Origin of the sequence: Pseudomonas petroselini (assembly GCF_045037875.1) — a bacterium.
Taxonomy (GTDB): Bacteria; Pseudomonadota; Gammaproteobacteria; order Pseudomonadales; family Pseudomonadaceae; genus Aquipseudomonas; species Aquipseudomonas petroselini.
The window spans coordinates 2409193-2424840 of sequence record NZ_CP173614.1; the positions used below are offsets into that span (position 1 = coordinate 2409193).

Annotated in this window: 22 protein-coding genes and 1 tRNA gene; 14 read left to right on the forward strand and 9 right to left on the reverse strand. The window is 56.3% G+C overall.

The features are described 5' to 3' along the window. Nucleotides 1-10: 10 nt before the first annotated feature. The 7 genes from bamC to ACI512_RS11250 all read left to right on the forward strand — a co-directional run bounded on the left by bamC (nt 11) and on the right by ACI512_RS11250 (nt 4563). Entirely contained in the window at nt 11-1126 is a 1116-nt protein-coding gene (bamC, locus tag ACI512_RS11220) for an outer membrane protein assembly factor BamC (protein ID WP_012722775.1), read from the forward strand. A gap of 4 nt (nt 1127-1130) precedes the next feature. Next, the gene (locus ACI512_RS11225) at nt 1131-1889 is read left to right on the forward strand and encodes an MBL fold metallo-hydrolase (RefSeq protein WP_236379674.1); all 759 of its coding nucleotides are present in this window, start codon (nt 1131-1133) and stop codon (nt 1887-1889) included. A 27-nt stretch (nt 1890-1916) separates the two neighbouring features. After that, on the forward strand, nt 1917-2630 hold the full coding sequence (purC, locus tag ACI512_RS11230; RefSeq protein WP_010212191.1) for a phosphoribosylaminoimidazolesuccinocarboxamide synthase: 714 nt from the start codon (nt 1917-1919) through the stop codon (nt 2628-2630). 83 nt (nt 2631-2713) lie between these two features. After that, nucleotides 2714-2803 (forward strand) — tRNA-Ser (locus ACI512_RS11235). A gap of 137 nt (nt 2804-2940) precedes the next feature. Next, nucleotides 2941-3549 (forward strand): hypothetical protein, encoded by a 609-nt coding sequence (locus tag ACI512_RS11240; RefSeq protein ID WP_405121765.1) that lies wholly within the window; start codon nt 2941-2943, stop codon nt 3547-3549. Nucleotides 3550-4032: 483 nt separating this feature from the next. Continuing rightward, nucleotides 4033-4287, forward strand: coding sequence for a hypothetical protein (locus ACI512_RS11245; RefSeq protein WP_405121766.1), 255 nt, complete (start codon nt 4033-4035; stop codon nt 4285-4287). Nucleotides 4288-4290: 3 nt separating this feature from the next. Continuing rightward, complete coding sequence (locus ACI512_RS11250; RefSeq protein WP_168224213.1) at nt 4291-4563, forward strand: hypothetical protein; 273 nt, start codon at nt 4291-4293, stop codon at nt 4561-4563. Nucleotides 4564-4638: 75 nt separating this feature from the next. Here the strand turns inward: ACI512_RS11250 and ACI512_RS11255 are convergent, their stop codons facing one another. The 6 genes from ACI512_RS11255 to ACI512_RS11280 form a co-directional block, all read right to left on the reverse strand. Next, nucleotides 4639-5853 (reverse strand): tyrosine-type recombinase/integrase, encoded by a 1215-nt coding sequence (locus ACI512_RS11255; protein ID WP_405121767.1) that lies wholly within the window; start codon nt 5851-5853, stop codon nt 4639-4641. Then, nucleotides 5850-6065 carry an excisionase family protein gene (gene xisR, locus ACI512_RS11260; RefSeq protein ID WP_093543899.1) on the reverse strand — a complete coding sequence of 72 codons (216 nt, stop codon included), beginning with the start codon at nt 6063-6065 and terminating at the stop codon, nt 5850-5852. Before xisR ends, ACI512_RS11255 begins: the two co-directional genes overlap by 4 nt. Further along, nucleotides 6062-6376, reverse strand: a complete 315-nt coding sequence (locus tag ACI512_RS11265; RefSeq protein WP_405121768.1) for a hypothetical protein — start codon at nt 6374-6376, stop codon at nt 6062-6064. The genes xisR and ACI512_RS11265 overlap by 4 nt, the downstream gene beginning before the upstream one ends. A 10-nt stretch (nt 6377-6386) precedes the next feature. After that, the gene (locus tag ACI512_RS11270; protein ID WP_065886457.1) at nt 6387-6650 is read right to left on the reverse strand and encodes a pyocin activator PrtN family protein; all 264 of its coding nucleotides are present in this window, start codon (nt 6648-6650) and stop codon (nt 6387-6389) included. Nucleotides 6651-6697: 47 nt separating this feature from the next. Further along, on the reverse strand, nt 6698-6892 hold the full coding sequence (locus ACI512_RS11275; protein ID WP_405121769.1) for a hypothetical protein: 195 nt from the start codon (nt 6890-6892) through the stop codon (nt 6698-6700). A gap of 144 nt (nt 6893-7036) precedes the next feature. Next, nucleotides 7037-7792 carry a helix-turn-helix transcriptional regulator gene (locus tag ACI512_RS11280; protein ID WP_405121770.1) on the reverse strand — a complete coding sequence of 252 codons (756 nt, stop codon included), beginning with the start codon at nt 7790-7792 and terminating at the stop codon, nt 7037-7039. Nucleotides 7793-7947: 155 nt separating this feature from the next. Here ACI512_RS11280 and ACI512_RS11285 point away from each other — a divergent pair, with 155 nt between their 5' ends. The 3 genes from ACI512_RS11285 to ACI512_RS11295 all read left to right on the forward strand — a co-directional run bounded on the left by ACI512_RS11285 (nt 7948) and on the right by ACI512_RS11295 (nt 11180). After that, complete coding sequence (locus tag ACI512_RS11285; RefSeq protein WP_405121771.1) at nt 7948-8157, forward strand: Cro/CI family transcriptional regulator; 210 nt, start codon at nt 7948-7950, stop codon at nt 8155-8157. Between the two features lie 8 nt (nt 8158-8165). Then, a complete protein-coding gene (locus tag ACI512_RS11290) occupies nt 8166-10508 on the forward strand; it encodes a VapE domain-containing protein (protein ID WP_405121772.1) in 2343 nt (780 codons plus the stop codon). Nucleotides 10509-10763: 255 nt separating this feature from the next. Continuing rightward, nucleotides 10764-11180, forward strand: a complete 417-nt coding sequence (locus ACI512_RS11295) for a hypothetical protein (RefSeq protein ID WP_405121888.1) — start codon at nt 10764-10766, stop codon at nt 11178-11180. 83 nt (nt 11181-11263) lie between these two features. Here the strand turns inward: ACI512_RS11295 and ACI512_RS11300 are convergent, their stop codons facing one another. From ACI512_RS11300 to ACI512_RS11310, 3 genes are all read right to left on the reverse strand, one after another. After that, entirely contained in the window at nt 11264-11653 is a 390-nt protein-coding gene (locus ACI512_RS11300) for a hypothetical protein (RefSeq protein ID WP_405121773.1), read from the reverse strand. Nucleotides 11654-11915: 262 nt separating this feature from the next. After that, nucleotides 11916-12203, reverse strand: a complete 288-nt coding sequence (gene nadS, locus ACI512_RS11305; protein ID WP_181081085.1) for a NadS family protein — start codon at nt 12201-12203, stop codon at nt 11916-11918. Nucleotides 12204-12205: 2 nt separating this feature from the next. Then, on the reverse strand, nt 12206-12520 hold the full coding sequence (locus ACI512_RS11310) for a type II toxin-antitoxin system RelE/ParE family toxin (RefSeq protein ID WP_405121774.1): 315 nt from the start codon (nt 12518-12520) through the stop codon (nt 12206-12208). A 117-nt stretch (nt 12521-12637) separates the two neighbouring features. Here ACI512_RS11310 and ACI512_RS11315 point away from each other — a divergent pair, with 117 nt between their 5' ends. The 4 genes from ACI512_RS11315 (at nt 12638) to ACI512_RS11330 (ending at nt 15646) form a co-directional block, all read left to right on the forward strand. Continuing rightward, nucleotides 12638-12970: a phage holin, lambda family gene (locus tag ACI512_RS11315; protein ID WP_304628121.1), complete on the forward strand. Its 333-nt coding sequence runs from the start codon at nt 12638-12640 to the stop codon at nt 12968-12970. Next, nucleotides 12967-13281 (forward strand): HNH endonuclease, encoded by a 315-nt coding sequence (locus tag ACI512_RS11320; protein ID WP_304628120.1) that lies wholly within the window; start codon nt 12967-12969, stop codon nt 13279-13281. Before ACI512_RS11315 ends, ACI512_RS11320 begins: the two co-directional genes overlap by 4 nt. Before the next feature lie 117 nt (nt 13282-13398). Continuing rightward, nucleotides 13399-13920 carry a phage terminase small subunit P27 family gene (locus ACI512_RS11325; protein ID WP_405121775.1) on the forward strand — a complete coding sequence of 174 codons (522 nt, stop codon included), beginning with the start codon at nt 13399-13401 and terminating at the stop codon, nt 13918-13920. Beyond that, complete coding sequence (locus ACI512_RS11330) at nt 13886-15646, forward strand: terminase large subunit (RefSeq protein WP_405121776.1); 1761 nt, start codon at nt 13886-13888, stop codon at nt 15644-15646. Before ACI512_RS11325 ends, ACI512_RS11330 begins: the two co-directional genes overlap by 35 nt. Nucleotides 15647-15648: the final 2 nt, after the last annotated feature.

A 15648-nucleotide genomic window follows, 5' to 3' on the forward strand; every position in this document is an offset into this window, starting at 1 on the left:
AGCACTACGCATGAAGCGATTGGCCGGACTTTCCGCACTTGCCTTGATTATCTCCAGCACCAGTGGCTGCGGTTGGATCTGGGGCCCGGAAGGCTACTTCCGTGACCGCGGCAGCGATTACCTGGAAGCACAACCCACCAAACCGATGGAATTGCCGCCGGGCGTCAACGTCGCCAAGCGCCTTGACCCGTTGCTGCCGATCCCGCGCAACGTCGCTGACGACACCACCAAAGGTGAATACGTGGTGCCACGTCCACAGCCGATCTCGGCCGTGGCGGATGCCAGCGACTACAGCCTGCAGAAGAGCGGCGACTCCCGCTGGATCGTGGCTCAGCGCCCACCTGCCGAAGTCTGGCCAGTGGCGGTGCAGTTCTTCCAGGACAACGGTTTCCGTATCGACGAGCAGCGCCCGCAGACCGGTGAATTCACCACGGCATGGCAGCAGGGCAGCGAACTGTCCGCCACCATGGCCAAGCGCCTGCAGGCCGGTGGTGTAGCCGCCGACAGCGAAGCCCGTGTGCGTGTGCGCATCGAGCCAGGTGTGCAGCGTAATACCAGTGAAGTCTACGTGGTCAGCGCCGAGCGTCCTGCCGGCAGCACCGCCAACGTTGATTTCACCAACCGCTCGGTCAACACCGGCGTCGACTCGGCACTGGTCGACGAAATGCTGGCCAGCATGAGCCGTATCTCCGAGAAGGGCGGCTCCGTGTCCCTGCTCGCCGCCCGTGATTACGACACCCCGAGTCGCGTTAGCCTCACCGAAGACGGCAGCGGCAACGTGGTGCTGAACCTGGGTGAAGACCTCGATCGCGCCTGGGCCAGTGTCGGCCGCGCGTTGGAGCAGGGCCCTTGGCGCGTAGAAGACATCAACCGCAGCCTCGGCCTGTACTACATCAACGTGGCTGAAAAGGCCGAGCGTAAAGATGAAGAGCCCGGTTTCTTCGGCAAGCTGTTCGGCAGTAAGCCGACCAAGGAAGAAATCGAGACTCGCGCCGAGCGTTACCAGGTTCGTTTGAGCAAGGTTGGCGAAAGCGTGCAGGTTACCGTCGAGAAGAACATCAATACCGTTGCGCCCGCTGAAACAGCGCGCAAAGTGTTGGGCGTGATTCAAGACAACCTGGGCTGATCCGGTGCGTTTTGCCGTTCTCGGCAGCGGTAGCCAAGGGAACGGTACGCTGGTCGCCCACGACGACACGTACGTGCTGGTGGATTGTGGTTTCTCGTTAAAAGAAACCGAGCGGCGCCTGTTGCGCCTGGGGGTTCACCCCGCGCAACTGAGTGCGATTCTGGTGACCCACGAACATGCCGACCACGTGCATGGCGTGGGTTTGCTGTCTCGGCGCTACAATCTTCCGGTGTACCTCAGTCGCGGTACCTTGCGCGGGATGCGCAAACCCATTGAACCCGCAGGTTTCCTGGCCGGTGACGAGCAGCTGCAAATCGGTGCCTTGAGCATCGATGTGATTGCCGTGGCGCACGACGCCCAGGAACCGACGCAGTATGTCTTCAGTGACGGTGAGCGGCGCTTCGGCGTGCTCACCGACCTGGGCTCCTACTGCGCCAAGGTGCTGGACGGTTACCGGAACCTCGATGCCTTGATGATCGAGTCCAACCACTGCCGAGACCTGCTGGCTCGCGGTCATTACCCCTACTTTCTCAAGCAGCGGGTGGGTGGCGAACTGGGACACTTGAACAACCACCAGGCGGCGTACCTGGTGTATGAGTTGGGCTGGCAAGACTTGCAACACTTGGTCCTGGCCCACCTGAGCAGCAAGAACAACCTGCCGCAGCTGGCCCGGCAATGTTTTGTCGACACCCTCGGGTGCGACCCGGACTGGCTGCAACTGGCCGATCAAGATTCAGGGCTCGACTGGCGACACATCGCCTAGCCCACCATTTAGCAAGCGGAGCCCATCATGGAAAAACGTGAAGAACTCTACCGCGGCAAAGCCAAGTCGGTGTACAAGACCGACGACGCCAACCGCCTGATCCTGCTGTTTCGCAACGACACCTCGGCGTTCGACGGCAAGCGCATCGAACAACTTGATCGCAAAGGCATGGTGAACAACAAGTTCAACGCCTTCATCATGCAGAAGCTCGAAGCGGCCGGCATTCCGACCCAATTCGACAAACTGTTGGGCGACAACGAGTGCCTGGTCAAGAAGCTCGACATGATCCCGGTTGAATGCGTCGTGCGTAACTACGCCGCCGGCAGCCTGGTCAAGCGTCTGGGCGTGGAAGAGGGCCTCAAGCTCAATCCCTACACCTTCGAATTGTTCCTGAAGGACGACGCCAAGGGCGACCCGTTCATCAACGAATCCCACGTCGTGGCATTCGGCTGGGGCACCGCTGAGCAACTGGCGCGCATGAAGGAATTGTCCCTCAAGGTCAACGACGTACTGAGCAAACTGTTCGACGACGCAGGCCTGCTGCTGGTGGACTTCAAGCTCGAATTCGGTGTGTTCCACGACGGCTCCATCGTCCTGGGTGACGAATTCAGCCCGGACGGCTGCCGCCTGTGGGACAAAGATACCAAGAAGAAGATGGACAAAGACCGCTTCCGCCAGGGCCTCGGTGACGTTATCGAAGCCTACGAAGAAGTCGCCAATCGTCTCGGCGTACCGCTGTAATCGACGCAAGCATCTGATAGCACGGAAAAAATTCGCTTCGGCGCTTTGCTTTCCTGATCCACGCTGTTATGATGCGCGCCGTTGGAGAGATGCCAGAGTGGCCGAATGGGACGGATTCGAAATCCGTTGTACCTTCACCGGTACCTAGGGTTCGAATCCCTATCTCTCCGCCATTATTGAATACGACTAAGCCCCTGAAATGGTTGAACATTTCAGGGGCTTTTTCGTTGTTGGGGTTTGGATTAGGGCAAATTTAGGGCAACTCTCAGGTTTGCCTAGCAGCCTTTCTATCACTCATAAGGATTTGGTGATGCGATACCAACTACCGCGCCTTGTTGCGCTGCTATCTCTCGCTGCTGCTTACTCAAGCAATGTTGTAGCCGCCGTAGAGGGCACAGCAGGCGTTATTCAGTACGCCGAAGCTCTCACGTACCAGCAGCTTTTGGACCAGGGTGAAAAGCCCATGAGTTCCCCAAAATACTGTTGTTCGCTCCTGCATAGTCCGGGAACCCCCGAAAGCGAATATCACTTCGAGCTGAAAGATGCTTACTTTATTCGAGTCCGTGTTGATGCTGCCAAACTCGCACCGATTCTCTTTCGAATGTCTTGCCAGAACAGAGGCTTTTTCTCTCCTACGACGAAGTGCTCTGCGGCTGAACTGAAAGTGAAAGTTGATCAGGCCCTTGATGGAAATAATCCGCACACGTTGTATGGGAAGTTTCGAGGACGTTGGGTGGTGAAGCAGGATGGAAGACCTTTGCCTGATACCTCCAAATGGATTGGTCAGGACATCTATAGTGCCAAGCGAGAGAGTGGAGTTGACGATATTGTAGTGGGTCCGATTAAGGGATTACCAACGTCGGTCGGACTTCTCGGTCTTGATGAGCTGTCTGTAAAGCAGCCGCAGCCATCAAAGTGAAATAACGGCCAAATGTAGTACTGGTCGATTCATTATTTCTAGGCGGATGTGCAATCGCGAAGAGCCGATTTTGATTGTTTTGGATCCGAAATAATTTGTGACAAACGGCGTAATGCTTGAGCCATGCGGGTTACGCAGCCATTACGTCTTTCATACACATTTTAACCACAGCGTTATCCACAGGTAGCGCGTTGCTATGCCCTTAAAAACGCATTATCTTGTGTTCAGGGCGCGAAATCATCCCTATATGTAGGGTTTCGTTGCCTGCCGTACTCCTAGGAGCAGGTAGGAAGTCAGCGGGTGACTACGCTTCGTTTTTGCGGACAGAACGTAATCACTCGCCCTCATGCCAACGGCTGTTGAGCCTGACCTGAGATTGATCATTAGAGCGAATGGATACTCCATCGTCAAACGATGGATTATGAAAATCGCCCGACGGTTCCTTTTCAGGCGGGAATTCCCATACTGAACAGGAAATACATCATGAGTAAGAATACCAAGCAGACCTCCAGCAAGCTCGCCACCTTGGCGGCTGAAACACTCAGCAGTCAAAGCTCTTCGGCTATCGCCAAAAGCTTTGCAGCTTCGGCGTTGTCTCAGACTGGTACTGATAAGCAGACCAGTGCCGAGATGGAGGCCAAGGCTGGAATGGTTCTGCAGAGCAGTAAATATAGCGACGACACGAAAGCCCTTGCTGCCTCGGTCCTCTCTCAATCCAATAAGTCTCGGGGGGAGTGAAGCATGACGGTTTATGTGACTTTGACTGTCGACCTTAACGGTAATGTGCCTCCGAACTCGCGAGCGAAATTTAACGAGTACCTCAAGGAAAAACATTTTACCAAGCACAAGCTAACCACATTGTGGACAGCTCAGTTTGTTCCCAATACGACGATTGACGGGGCTATTACTTTTACTAAGGCAACCGTCGCAGCGGCGGCTAGACATGCTGGGATTGCTAACTTTGAAGCATTGGTAATGCCAGGCGAGCAAGCACCTACAGAGTGGCGGCAATAGCAGTCGCTATAGTTCAGTAATGTTTTAATGAGTAACCCCGCGTAGCGGGGTTTTTCATTTGATGGCCGAACCTGTTTAATCCCTGAAGCCAAGCATTTTGGAAACAATCCCCGCCATGCTCTTGGTGTCGCGCGGTATCCACCTGCCGTAGTGCTTCCTCACCATAGTCGTATCCGCATGACCAAGCTGCCGAGCCACCCACTCGACCGGCACATAGCTCGACAGCATCTGACTGGCAAACGTATGCCGGCATTGGTTGGCCCCGCGATGCCTGACCTCAGCTTTCTTCAGATGGGCAGTAAACCACTTACTCAAAATCTTGCCGTTCCATAGCAACCCGCTGGCAGAGCTTCGGAAAAGAAACCTGACCCTCGCAGGCTTTGTCGTGATGTTGTCCCGCTGTGTGACGCTGATATCGACGTACGGTTCAGCGCTGGCCGCAGCCAGGATCTCCCGCATCAACTCCAGAGCGGGATCAATCAGCTCCACCACTCGCACCCTGGTGCGCTCCTTGGGCACCTTGAACTGCCCAACCACCAATGCACGTCGAACGTGAACAGTGCCAGCCTTCAGATCCACATCTTCAACGGCAAGCGCAATCAACTCGGACAGTGAAAGCCCAGTCCAGCAGTTGAATACGATCATTCTGGCATCGGCCATTCGCTCTGAATCTGCCGCACTAATCCGCTCGATTTCTTCCCGGCTGAAAGGGTCGGCATGTTCGTCATCGGCGTCCGTACTGACGTTGCTGATTCTCTCCAGCGGATTGGTTTTCAGAATCCCATCACCAAACGCATCAGCCCAAACCCCGCGCACCACGGTAAAAATGTCGTTCACCGTTTTCGGCGCCAGCTTTTGCTTCAATAGCTGAGCCTGGAACAGCTCGATGTCGCTCTTGCTGACGTCGACGATCCGCGACTTGCCAAACTTATTCTCGACGTGCACAGCCTTGCTCTCGTAGTTGATCACCGTGCTGGCAGCCTTGAGCGCGTGCTGCACCTCCAGCCAACGGTCTATGCCTTCTTTCACGGTTCGTTTGGCTGAATGTCCGGCGCTCCCCGAGAGCGTCTGTGCCCTCGGGGAGTTAGGGAAGTGTGCGGCGTAGTCAAAGCGGTTCTCCTTGATCTCTGCAAGGATCGCCCGCCGCTTGTTGTCCGCGTAGGCGATAGATGCCTTGTTGACCGTCACAACGCCTTCCAGGGGCTCACGACAGCGTTGGCCGTGGAGCATGAAGCAGATGCGGAGCTGTTTGCCGTTCAGCTCCACACCCGTTGGCATTTTCCCGCTCATGGCTGGCCTGCCATCCACTTTTCGATTTCGTCCCGGTTGTAGACGATTACGTGGGCGGGGTCCCATCGCCAATGTTTGCCTTCGAGCCAAATACCCCTGGAGCGGTATTTGCGGACCGCTTCGGTGCTCAGGCCAAAAACGGGGAAAAGCAGGTCTTGGCGAAACCAGGTTCCGGGTGTAACGCTGATCTCCAATTTCTCGGCGGTGCTCATGCTGCCGCCTCCTTAGCCTCCGGGCTATGGCCCGCCGTGCGGCTGGCGTAGCTCACGTTACTTAACTCTTCGTAGAGGCCTTCTGTTTCGTCGATGCTGATCCAGCGTGCCATAAGGCCCATCTCAATCTGCCCGTAGACGATCCAGTAATTGACCTGACGCATTTTCTTGTCGCCCAGGCGCACTTCGTTGATACGCCAGCGCAGATGGCTCAGGAAGCGCTCGTGGATTTGCTCGGGCGGCAGCAGTTGCACGAGATCACTCTGTGCGCTGGTGGCGACAGCTTCGGATTTAGTCTGTGAGTGAGTCATTTCGCTCTCCTCATGTAGTCAGGGTTGGCGACGGGCGTTCTATCGATGTGCCCATGGCATCCAGATAGTCAGCGAGGTCATGCAGATAGATCACCGGTGCAGACCTGATCGAGCCATGCAACCGCGTGTATCTGATCGGGATATGACCCGCGTTGATTTCGTGGAGCATGTATCTGTCTGTCTTGATGTGCGGAAAGTACCGCTGACGCACAGCCGACAGCGTGGGGCAGGGTGTGCTCCATTCACGGCGGAGTTGGTCGAGGGTTGAGTTCATGTGGTTACCTCCCGTCATCGCGTTCTTGGGCGTTGACGTGCGATGGTTCAGGCGGCGTCGCCACCCCATGGATTGGTGTCATCGTGATAGGCGATGGGCTCGGGTGGTTTTGGCGCACTTGAGCGCTGACCGATGATGATCAGCAATTGGCCTATACGCTTTTGAAGGGCCTCAATCTCGGCTCGTTGCGAGACGCCGGGATGGAGGTATACCGGCTGTGCATTTAGTTTTCTGACTTTCATGGTCGCTACACCTCATGCAGCGAAGTGATGACGATTAAAAATTAGGATCACTAATTTTATGTGTCAACTGCACTTTCTAAGCGGGGCGTATAAGTAGTGATGGAGTGATGCTGATATAGCTGACAGGTAATTCTGAGGGAAGCTTTAAATCAACGCTGAATACCAAAACACTTTGCCGAGAATTCGGATATTTTTCGAAACAAAATCACCGTCTCGATTTTCCTCAGGATACTCATCGCTGTTGTAACTGCGCAGTCGCAATCCGCTTTCTGGCAGTTTGTAGAGCAGGCGTAGTCGGAGTTGGCCTTTGTAATCGAGGAGGTACATCTTCCCGTCCTGGATCTGCGTTACCGAGGTATCAATGGCAACGCGGCTACCCTCGGGTAGCACGGGGTCCATGCTGCTTCCTTCGACTAAAACACCTGCAACCACTTCAGGCTTGATGTTCTTGAGGTACAAGTCCCTACGACTGCACGGCATTGTCCTTCCGCCACCTAATTTCACCTTCGTGCCCTTGCCGTCGGGGCGTTCAACCTCGTGATAGAGGTCGACTTCGATGTCGCCAGGAGCCGTTGGAATCTTGTTGTTCAAGTCGGAAGGTGGGGGTGAGCTCACGTTGGTTTCACCCAGGGCACGAAGGAAAGAGGTGCCGATGGTAGTCGGCTGGGAGCCAACGTTGAAACCTTCAATTGGGAAGTCGGAGAAGAGGCGGGTGCTAACGTCGGTGGGCTGAAACTCCAACAGGGTGGCGAATTTCAGCAGCGCAGGCATGTTTAAAGGAATCTTCCCTGTCATGTACTGGCTGACGATGCTTTGCCCTTTCCAGCGACATTCTTCCCCAAGTTTTTTCTGAGTCAGAGCTGGATAGAGATCCTTGCGATCCTTGTAAATCGCCAGCAAGCGTGCAGCTTCTTCAAGGATATGCGGTGGCTGATCTGACATAGGCTGAAAATATAAAGGCGGCTTATTTCAGCATACTTTTACATCTTGGCGGTTGAGATGCAAAAGAAGGATTACTAATATCCATAGTCCAAAACCATTCGAGGTATCAAGGAATGGACGATGATATTGGTATTTCGCTGAAGGATTTTGCTCACGGTCGCACCCAGCCTGAACTCGGAAAACTGCTGGGTGTTTCGCAAAGCGCAGTGTCACAGATGCTGAGCTCGGGTCGTGATATCCGCGTTCAGGTCGATGAGCAGGGCCGTTACTCGGCCTACGAGATTCGGCCTGTCGGCGGCCGCAGAAAAGCTACGGCCGCGTAAGGTGCGCGATGCAACGGCCAACATCCTCTGACTGGGCAAAGCGCTACGTTGAACTGTTCAACCTAGCCCTCGTTCCCATCGAACCTCGTCAGAAAGCGCCCAAGGGCAGTGCCTGGAATCAGCCGGGCGGCTATTTCACCGACGCCGAGCAGGCTGCGGACTTCTGGCGTGACCATCCAAAACACAACATGGGCGTGGTTCTGGGGCCGAGCCGTCTGTGTTCGTTGGACGTGGATGATGTGCAGTGGACGCGGCGAGTTTTGTTCGAACAGTTGGGCCTTGATCTGGATGAGATGGCGAACGCCTTCCCGTGCGTAATTGGTAACCCTGCACGTATGAGGATTCTGTTTCGCGTGCCGGACGAAGTGGAATTCAGCCGACACGCGTTAGCGTGGCCACGTGAAAACGATCCTGATGGTTCGAAATTCAAAAGCGCCATCACGATGGCGAAAGAGGCCAAGGCCTCAGGGGATCAAGCTGCTGAAGCAGCAGCTAGAACGCTGGCGGACAAGTACAAGGCGTTCACGGTTTTCGAACTCCGAGCCGGGCTTGTTCAGGACGTGCTGCCGCCCTCCATTCATCCCGGAACAGGCAAGCCTTACACCTGGAAGAACCCACCTCCGGCTGAAGGTTTTCCGGTGCTGCTTCCAGAGCTACTTAAAGCCTGGCAGAACTGGGAGCTGTTCAAGCGTGATGCCGACGCAAGTTGCCCGTGGAAGCCCGCACCTAAACCGCCTGTGCGCAAACCGAAGCAAACTGAGCCAGGAAAGCACCCTTCGGTGATCGATGAGTTCAACCGCGCCCATGACGTTGAGGCAATGCTGGCCGATCACGGCTACACCAAACATGGTCGAAAGTGGCTCTGCCCTCATAGCAGCACAGGCTTACCCGGTATCACCGTAACTGAGGGCCGCGTGTATTCACATCACGCGTCAGACCCACTCGCCAATGGTCACCAGAACGATGCCTTCGCGGTGTATTGCTTGCTGGAGCACGACGGTGATGTATCGCGGGCAGTGAAAGCAGCCGCGAAGCTGTTAGGTCTAACCCCTACAGAAAAACCTCCGAGATCGCACAAGCGCCCGAGCGGCGCTATCGTCGAAAGTGATGACTGGAAAGCGCTTTTACGGCGTACCGAGGAGGGTGTGTTACGGTCCCAACTCGCCAATGCTTATTTGATCCTCAAGCACACACCCGAATGGCAGGGCGTCCTTGCCTACAACGAATTCGCCGACCGCATCGACAAACTCAAGCCTCCTCCTACGCCCAACGGTGAAAAAGGCCCATGGCAGGATGTCGATGCCAGCAAGACGCTGGTGTGGCTGCAGATGGTGTGGAGCCTGCACCTGCGCAGCAGTGCTGTCGCCGACGAGGCGGTGCGGATGGTTGCCTGGGAGCATCGCTTTCACCCCGTACGCAATTGGCTCGAGTCTCTACCGCCCTGGGATGATCAGCCCCGCTTGGAGATGCTGTTGCCCACGGTATTCGGTGCCGACATCAACCCCTACACCGCGCACATCGGCCAATCCATCCCTGTGTCCTCGATTGCGCGGATCTTCATTCCGGGCTGCAAAGTCGACGAAATGGTGGTGCTGGAAGGCGGGCAAGGACAGGGAAAATCCTCCTGTATCGCTGAGCTGTTTGGCTTCGAGTGGTATCTGGAAACCAGCGAGCCACCGACCAACAAAGACTTCTACGTCACCATGCAGGGCAACTCTGTGGTCGAGATCGGCGAGATGCAGAGCTTCTCCAAGGCCGATATCAACCAAGTGAAAATGGCGATCACCCGGCGCGATGACAAATACCGTGCGCCCTATGATCGTCATGCGCGGAGCCATCCACGGCAGTGCATTTTCATGGGTACCACCAACGCCGACGCCTACCTCAGCGACCCAACCGGGGCGCGACGATTCCTACCGGTGTTGTGCCGCAAGGCCGACGTCGCCTATATCCGGCAATGGCGGGATCAGCTTTGGGCTGAGGCGTTGCACCTGTACTGCACCGGCTTTCAATGGTGGGACTACCCGCAGGATCTAGCCCGCGAAGAGCAGGACTCCCGCTACGTCGAAGATCCGTGGGAGGAAGCAATTATCAAATACCTGGAAGGCCACGCACCTCAACTTCATTACCCCGACGGATTGTTCGGACCGATCAATGAAGTGACGGTCATGGGCCTGCTGAAACATGCCCTACAAATGGACCTGGCGCGGATGAACAAGCCAGAGCAGAGGCGGGTGGCGGACATCTTGCGCCGGTTGGGTTGGGTCAAGGAAAAGCAAAAACGCGTGGCCGGAACCTTGGAGCGGGTTCGCCCCTACGTCCGGCCGCAGGCGGAGGATCGAGCGGCGTAGATGTCACCAGCGTCACCGGCCATGTCACCAGCGATGCTCCGAAAAAGCGTTGTAGATCAATGGTGTCACCAATGTCACCAGTGTCACTACCGGTTCGCGCACGCGTACACCGCCTCATCGTCATCGGCTGCGTACCGTACAAATACTTTTTATCTGGTGACAGTAGTGACACTGGTGACAGCTTTGAATTTAAAGGCGTTTTTGTGTCACCAGTACGTCACCAATGTCACCAGATCAATGAGCGAGGTGAAGACGATGATTCCTGAAATCGAAACCCTGATGCGTCATTGGGGGGAACAGAACCGGCGTTGCAATGCCGAGCGCAGCCTTGGCAGTCCGTTGGGCACGCTGATGCGATTTGGTGGCCTGATGCCTCGTGGTACGCCGGGCTCCAGAGAGTTGTCCGTTGGTGCTGGTCCCGATCACATAGCGAGGGAAGTCGAAGCGGCGTTGGCCTGGTTGCAGCATCAGGGTGAGCAGGGCCAGCGGCTAGCCAAACTGGCGAGTCTGCGTTACTTGCCGGAGAGGGAGTTGTCCGTTGTTGAGCAAATGCGATTGCTAGGGTTGGAGGCAACTGCAGATAGAACCTATCGCAATTGGGTGCAGCGATTGCACGATCTAGTGTTGGCGAGATTGAATCACAGAGCATTGAGCCGCTCTGGCGGCTGCTGACTTGTCATTTCTGCTAGGGTTGCCGAACCCAGATCCTTGACTGAGCCCAATAGAGGGCTCATGGTTTTTAATTGATAGAGTTGTTATTTCCAGTTAAAACCAATTATCTCGAAATCCTGAGAGTTGGGGGTATCGGAGTAAGAAAGAGCTAACATCTGTCCGATTGCCAATGGTAGGGCGCGAAGCTGATTTAGTGGGTCCTCAGGGTTTTGAATGCGCTCGAAGCAGGGATGTAAAGTTGCATGCGAACCGTTTTCGAAGGTCAAGCTGAGCCGACGTGGATCATTCGCTGGTGCTGTAACGAACTTCGACGTTCGAGTTGAGTAACCGTCATAGATCTTTTCACCACCCCCGGCGAAATCAGACAAAAATTTAGGGGGGTGGTCGCTATTGCCAGTTATTGTCAGTGTAAGATTTGCCTCGGTGTCCCGCCCTCGGGTTCCTTTGAGGGATGTATAAACTTGAAATTCCATTGCGGCTGAAGCTCCATAATGTGTTCGTGTCATAGGTTGTATTGCAGCTGATGTGGTCTAAGTAAAACAGGTTTAGCGCTTTAGGCGCGATACCGCATTACCGTTTGTCAGCTCTCTATACCTTAACCGTGACACAACCTTCTCTCAATTCAGTACTGAGAAAATTTCTTTAATCAGTCCCTTTGCTCAATTTCCGTTGAGGAGTAAAACCTCGCTAAGTTGTTATTTTTTTGCCGGTAGCCCAGAGTCGAGAGCAACGCGCTCAACCCGCCAATGCGTTCAGCACATGTACTGGATCGTTGTGAATGGCCTTAAGCAGTGCTTTTGCTGGGCCAGTAGGCTCGCGCCGTCCCTGCTCCCAATTGCGTAAGGTTCCGAGTTGCACATCAATCAGTGCGGCAAACTTGGCTTGAGTCAGACCCGTTGCTTTGCGAATCTCTTTGACCTGTAGCGCATCAACGTGGAATTCGCGCGAAGGCTGACGCTCACCCCGTAGGATTTCGTTCATTTCCTGTACGCTTCCCATCAACTCGTCAAAAAATTTGCTCATGATTATCTCCAGTGTTCGATTGCAGCCTTCAACGCTTTGCGTTCGTCGCTGGTCAGGTCGTGCTGTTCATTCTTCGGGTAGATCATCAACAGAATAATCTGCGACATCGAGACGAAGTGGTAGTAGATCACTCGGGCTCCACCTTGTTTGCCATGGCCCTTCGCAGCAATTCGAACTTTACGAATTCCACCGGTGCCTTCGATCACGTCACCTGCGGACGGGTTAAGCATCAATGCACGCTGAAAAACAGTGTAGGCATCGTCATCAATCAATTCCTTCACACGGCGCGTGAAGGTTGGGGTCTCAATGAAAATCATAGCTAATGTACGCCATTGGCTTAGTTTTCGGCAATGCTAATCCCGAATACTTCAGCGTGCATCCGATGAGTTGTAACCGCTTTTTAACGAGTCTCGATGTATCGGAGGACTGTCGATATGCCTTCCAGTAAAGACCCCACCGCTTGGGCCGTTGCCCTCGCATGGCTGGCTCAACATGCCCCAGTCATCTACGCCACCAGCTTGTCAGCATTGATTTCTGCGCTACGAATCATCTACCGAGGCGGCACCCGAAAAGCCGTTCTGTTGGAGTCAATCCTCTGTGGCTGCATCACTCTGGCAATCCTCTCTGGGCTAAGCCTGCTAGGGCTCCCACAAGAGGCGGCAGCGTTCGTGGGGGGCATGGTTGGGCTACTCGGCGTCGACAAGGTGCGCAATCTGGCTGAACGCTTCGCCGGTGCCAAAATCCCCCGACGCGACGAGGATAGATGAACACATCCGCCCAGCGCGGCTACGGCTACCGTTGGCAGCAGGCTCGCCTCGGCTGGTTAAGACATCACCCGCTGTGCGCCGAATGCGAGCGCCACGGCCGTATCACCCAAGCTTCAGTCGTCGACCACATCCACCCCCACCACGGTGACACGCGCCTCTTCTGGGACCACACCAACTGGCAATCCCTCTGCAAGCACTGCCACGACGCCCACAAACAACGCTTTGAAAAATCCGGCGTAGTCCTCGGCTGCACAACCGACGGCCAACCCATCGACCCCAGCCACCCATGGAACCAGGGGAGGGTGGGGTGAAAGTTGCGCAGCCTCCAGCTTCAAGACCCCGCCCCCCGGTTTTTGTGCAGCGGCGGGAAAAATGAGGGGTGCCCCTTTCACGCACTAGGCGCTCCCTGGTGAAATCTGAGGTGAACAATGGCCGGTAATCAAAACTCTGGACGCCCAGCCAAGCCCGCCATCGTCCATCTGCTAAACGGCAACCCCAGCAAGCGCAACCGCGAAGAACTGCTGCGCGAACAGGCGAAACCACTGGCGCCAGTAGAAGCCCCAGCGAAACCCGATTGGCTCAGTGACGAGGCCCGCGCCGAATGGGAACGCATCGTGCCCGACCTGGAATCCCTAGGTCTGATCTCCCGCCTGGACCGCCAAGCCATGGCCCACTACTGCGAAGCTGTCGCCGAGTACCGCTTCTGGACCCTGAAGATCCGCGAGCTTAGCCAGGGCCAATCCCTACGCGGCGACGTGCAAACCTACCGTAGCGGCGCCCAGGATTTGTCGGTGTGGCGCAAGCTGCGTAACGACGCCGAACGCCGTGCCAATGAAGCAGGCGCCAAGTTCGGCCTGTCGCCCTTGGCCCGCCGTTCTCTGAAAGCACCTGCGCCCCAAGGCGAGCTATTCCCCAATGAGCAAAAGCGCCTCGCGGACAGGTATTTCTGACCGCGTCAGCGCCTTTGCCCTTGAGGTTGTAGAAGGTCGTATCGTCGCCGGGCCGGATGTTCGCCACGGCTGCCAGCGTCACCTAAACGACCTGAAAAACGGCGCTCAACGAGGCCTGCGCTGGGATCAGGAAGCGGCCAACCGTGCCATCGGCTACTTCGAAGACGTCCTCTGCCTGAACGGTGGCGAGTACGAAGGTCTGCCATTTTTACTCCTGCCCTGGCAGTCCTTCATCGTCGGCAGCCTATTTGGCTGGAAAGGCTCGGACGGTTTCCGCCGCTTCCGCACCGCCTACATCGAAACCGCCAAAGGCTCCGGCAAGTCACCGCTAGCCGCTGGCATCGGTCTATACGGAATGACGTCGGACGCCGAAGCCCGCGCCGAGATCTACGCAGCCGCGACCAAAAAAGACCAGGCGATGATCCTGTTCCGCGACGCGGTCTCGATGGTCGATCAGTCAGCGTTGCTAGCTAAGCGCCTGGAAAAATCCGGTCGCGGCGAAAAGGTCTGGAATCTGGCCCACTTTGCCTCAGGCAGCTTCTTCCGCCCGATCAGCGCTGACGACGGCCAATCCGGCCCGCGCCCACACATCGCGCTGCTCGACGAGATCCACGAACACAAAACCCGTGTCGTGGTGGACATGATCCGCGCAGGCACCAAGAGCCGTCGCCAAGCGCTGATCGTGATGATCACCAACAGCGGCCACGACCGCACTTCGGTCTGCTACGAGTACCACGAGTACGGGCGAGCGATCTGCTCTGGCCAGCAACACGACGACAGTTTCTTCGCCTTCATCTGCTCCCTGGACGAAGGCGACGACCCGTTCAAAGATGAGGCCTGCTGGTATAAGTCTAACCCGAGCCTAGCGTTCGGCCGAACCGGCGATGCAAACGGCGGCCTGCCAGGCTTGAAGTACCTGCGCGAACAAGTCACCGAAGCGCGGGGTATGCCTGCCAAGGAGTCGAGCGTTCGACGGCTGAATTTCTGCCAGTGGGTGGATGCTGAAAACCCTTGGCTCTCCGCTGATGTCTGGCTGGCTTGCGAAGCCGATTTCACCCTTGAAGACATCCCCCAGAACGAGCCCTGCTATGGCGGTCTGGACCTGTCCGGCACCCGCGACCTCACTGCGCTCGCGTTGTACTTTCCGCGGTTGCGTAAGGCCCTGGTCGAGTTCTGGACCCCAAAAGACACCTTGAACGAACGTGCCCGCACCGACCGCGTGCCCTATGACGTCTGGCTACGCGAAGGCTACTTGCACGCACCACCCGGCAGTGCAGTGGACTACGGCGCAGTTGCCACACGTCTCGGCGAACTGGCCGCACGTTTCAACATCGTCGGCGTGGCGTTCGACGCTTACCGCATCAAGTATTTCCTGCCGGAGCTGGAGGCGCGGGGCATTGAGGTGCCGTTGTTCGCCCATGGCCAGGGCTACACCGTCGCCAAGGATTCCGGCCTCTGGATGCCGCGCTCAATCGAGCTGACGGAAACCCTGCTCACCGAGCAGCGCATCCAGATCAAAACCAACCCGGTACTACGCTGGAACGCCGCCAGTGCGGTGCTCGACGCAGATCAAAAGGACAACCGCATCTTCGCCAAACGCAAAAGCACCGGCCGCATCAATGGCGTGGTGGCGCTGGCCATGAGTATTGGCGCCTCCGAGTTGCAACTGGCGGAGGTTGGCGATCGCGACGGCTTCTTCAACAATCCGATCATGGTGGGCGTTTGACC

Coding starts and splice junctions, on each gene's coding strand:
- ACI512_RS11285 (WP_405121771.1), top strand. CDS start 7,948: ATGGACGATGATATTGGTATTTCGCTGAAGGATTTTGCTCACGGTCGC.
- ACI512_RS11290 (WP_405121772.1), top strand. CDS start 8,166: ATGCAACGGCCAACATCCTCTGACTGGGCAAAGCGCTACGTTGAACTG.
- ACI512_RS11295 (WP_405121888.1), top strand. CDS start 10,764: ATGATTCCTGAAATCGAAACCCTGATGCGTCATTGGGGGGAACAGAAC.
- ACI512_RS11250 (WP_168224213.1), top strand. CDS start 4,291: ATGACGGTTTATGTGACTTTGACTGTCGACCTTAACGGTAATGTGCCT.
- ACI512_RS11320 (WP_304628120.1), top strand. CDS start 12,967: ATGAACACATCCGCCCAGCGCGGCTACGGCTACCGTTGGCAGCAGGCT.
- ACI512_RS11255 (WP_405121767.1), bottom strand. CDS start 5,853: ATGAGCGGGAAAATGCCAACGGGTGTGGAGCTGAACGGCAAACAGCTC.
- ACI512_RS11240 (WP_405121765.1), top strand. CDS start 2,941: ATGCGATACCAACTACCGCGCCTTGTTGCGCTGCTATCTCTCGCTGCT.
- nadS (WP_181081085.1), bottom strand. CDS start 12,203: ATGAGCAAATTTTTTGACGAGTTGATGGGAAGCGTACAGGAAATGAAC.
- ACI512_RS11270 (WP_065886457.1), bottom strand. CDS start 6,650: ATGAACTCAACCCTCGACCAACTCCGCCGTGAATGGAGCACACCCTGC.
- xisR (WP_093543899.1), bottom strand. CDS start 6,065: ATGAGCACCGCCGAGAAATTGGAGATCAGCGTTACACCCGGAACCTGG.
- purC (WP_010212191.1), top strand. CDS start 1,917: ATGGAAAAACGTGAAGAACTCTACCGCGGCAAAGCCAAGTCGGTGTAC.
- ACI512_RS11310 (WP_405121774.1), bottom strand. CDS start 12,520: ATGATTTTCATTGAGACCCCAACCTTCACGCGCCGTGTGAAGGAATTG.
- bamC (WP_012722775.1), top strand. CDS start 11: ATGAAGCGATTGGCCGGACTTTCCGCACTTGCCTTGATTATCTCCAGC.
- ACI512_RS11325 (WP_405121775.1), top strand. CDS start 13,399: ATGGCCGGTAATCAAAACTCTGGACGCCCAGCCAAGCCCGCCATCGTC.
- ACI512_RS11265 (WP_405121768.1), bottom strand. CDS start 6,376: ATGACTCACTCACAGACTAAATCCGAAGCTGTCGCCACCAGCGCACAG.
- ACI512_RS11275 (WP_405121769.1), bottom strand. CDS start 6,892: ATGAAAGTCAGAAAACTAAATGCACAGCCGGTATACCTCCATCCCGGC.
- ACI512_RS11330 (WP_405121776.1), top strand. CDS start 13,886: ATGAGCAAAAGCGCCTCGCGGACAGGTATTTCTGACCGCGTCAGCGCC.
- ACI512_RS11245 (WP_405121766.1), top strand. CDS start 4,033: ATGAGTAAGAATACCAAGCAGACCTCCAGCAAGCTCGCCACCTTGGCG.
- ACI512_RS11300 (WP_405121773.1), bottom strand. CDS start 11,653: ATGGAATTTCAAGTTTATACATCCCTCAAAGGAACCCGAGGGCGGGAC.
- ACI512_RS11315 (WP_304628121.1), top strand. CDS start 12,638: ATGCCTTCCAGTAAAGACCCCACCGCTTGGGCCGTTGCCCTCGCATGG.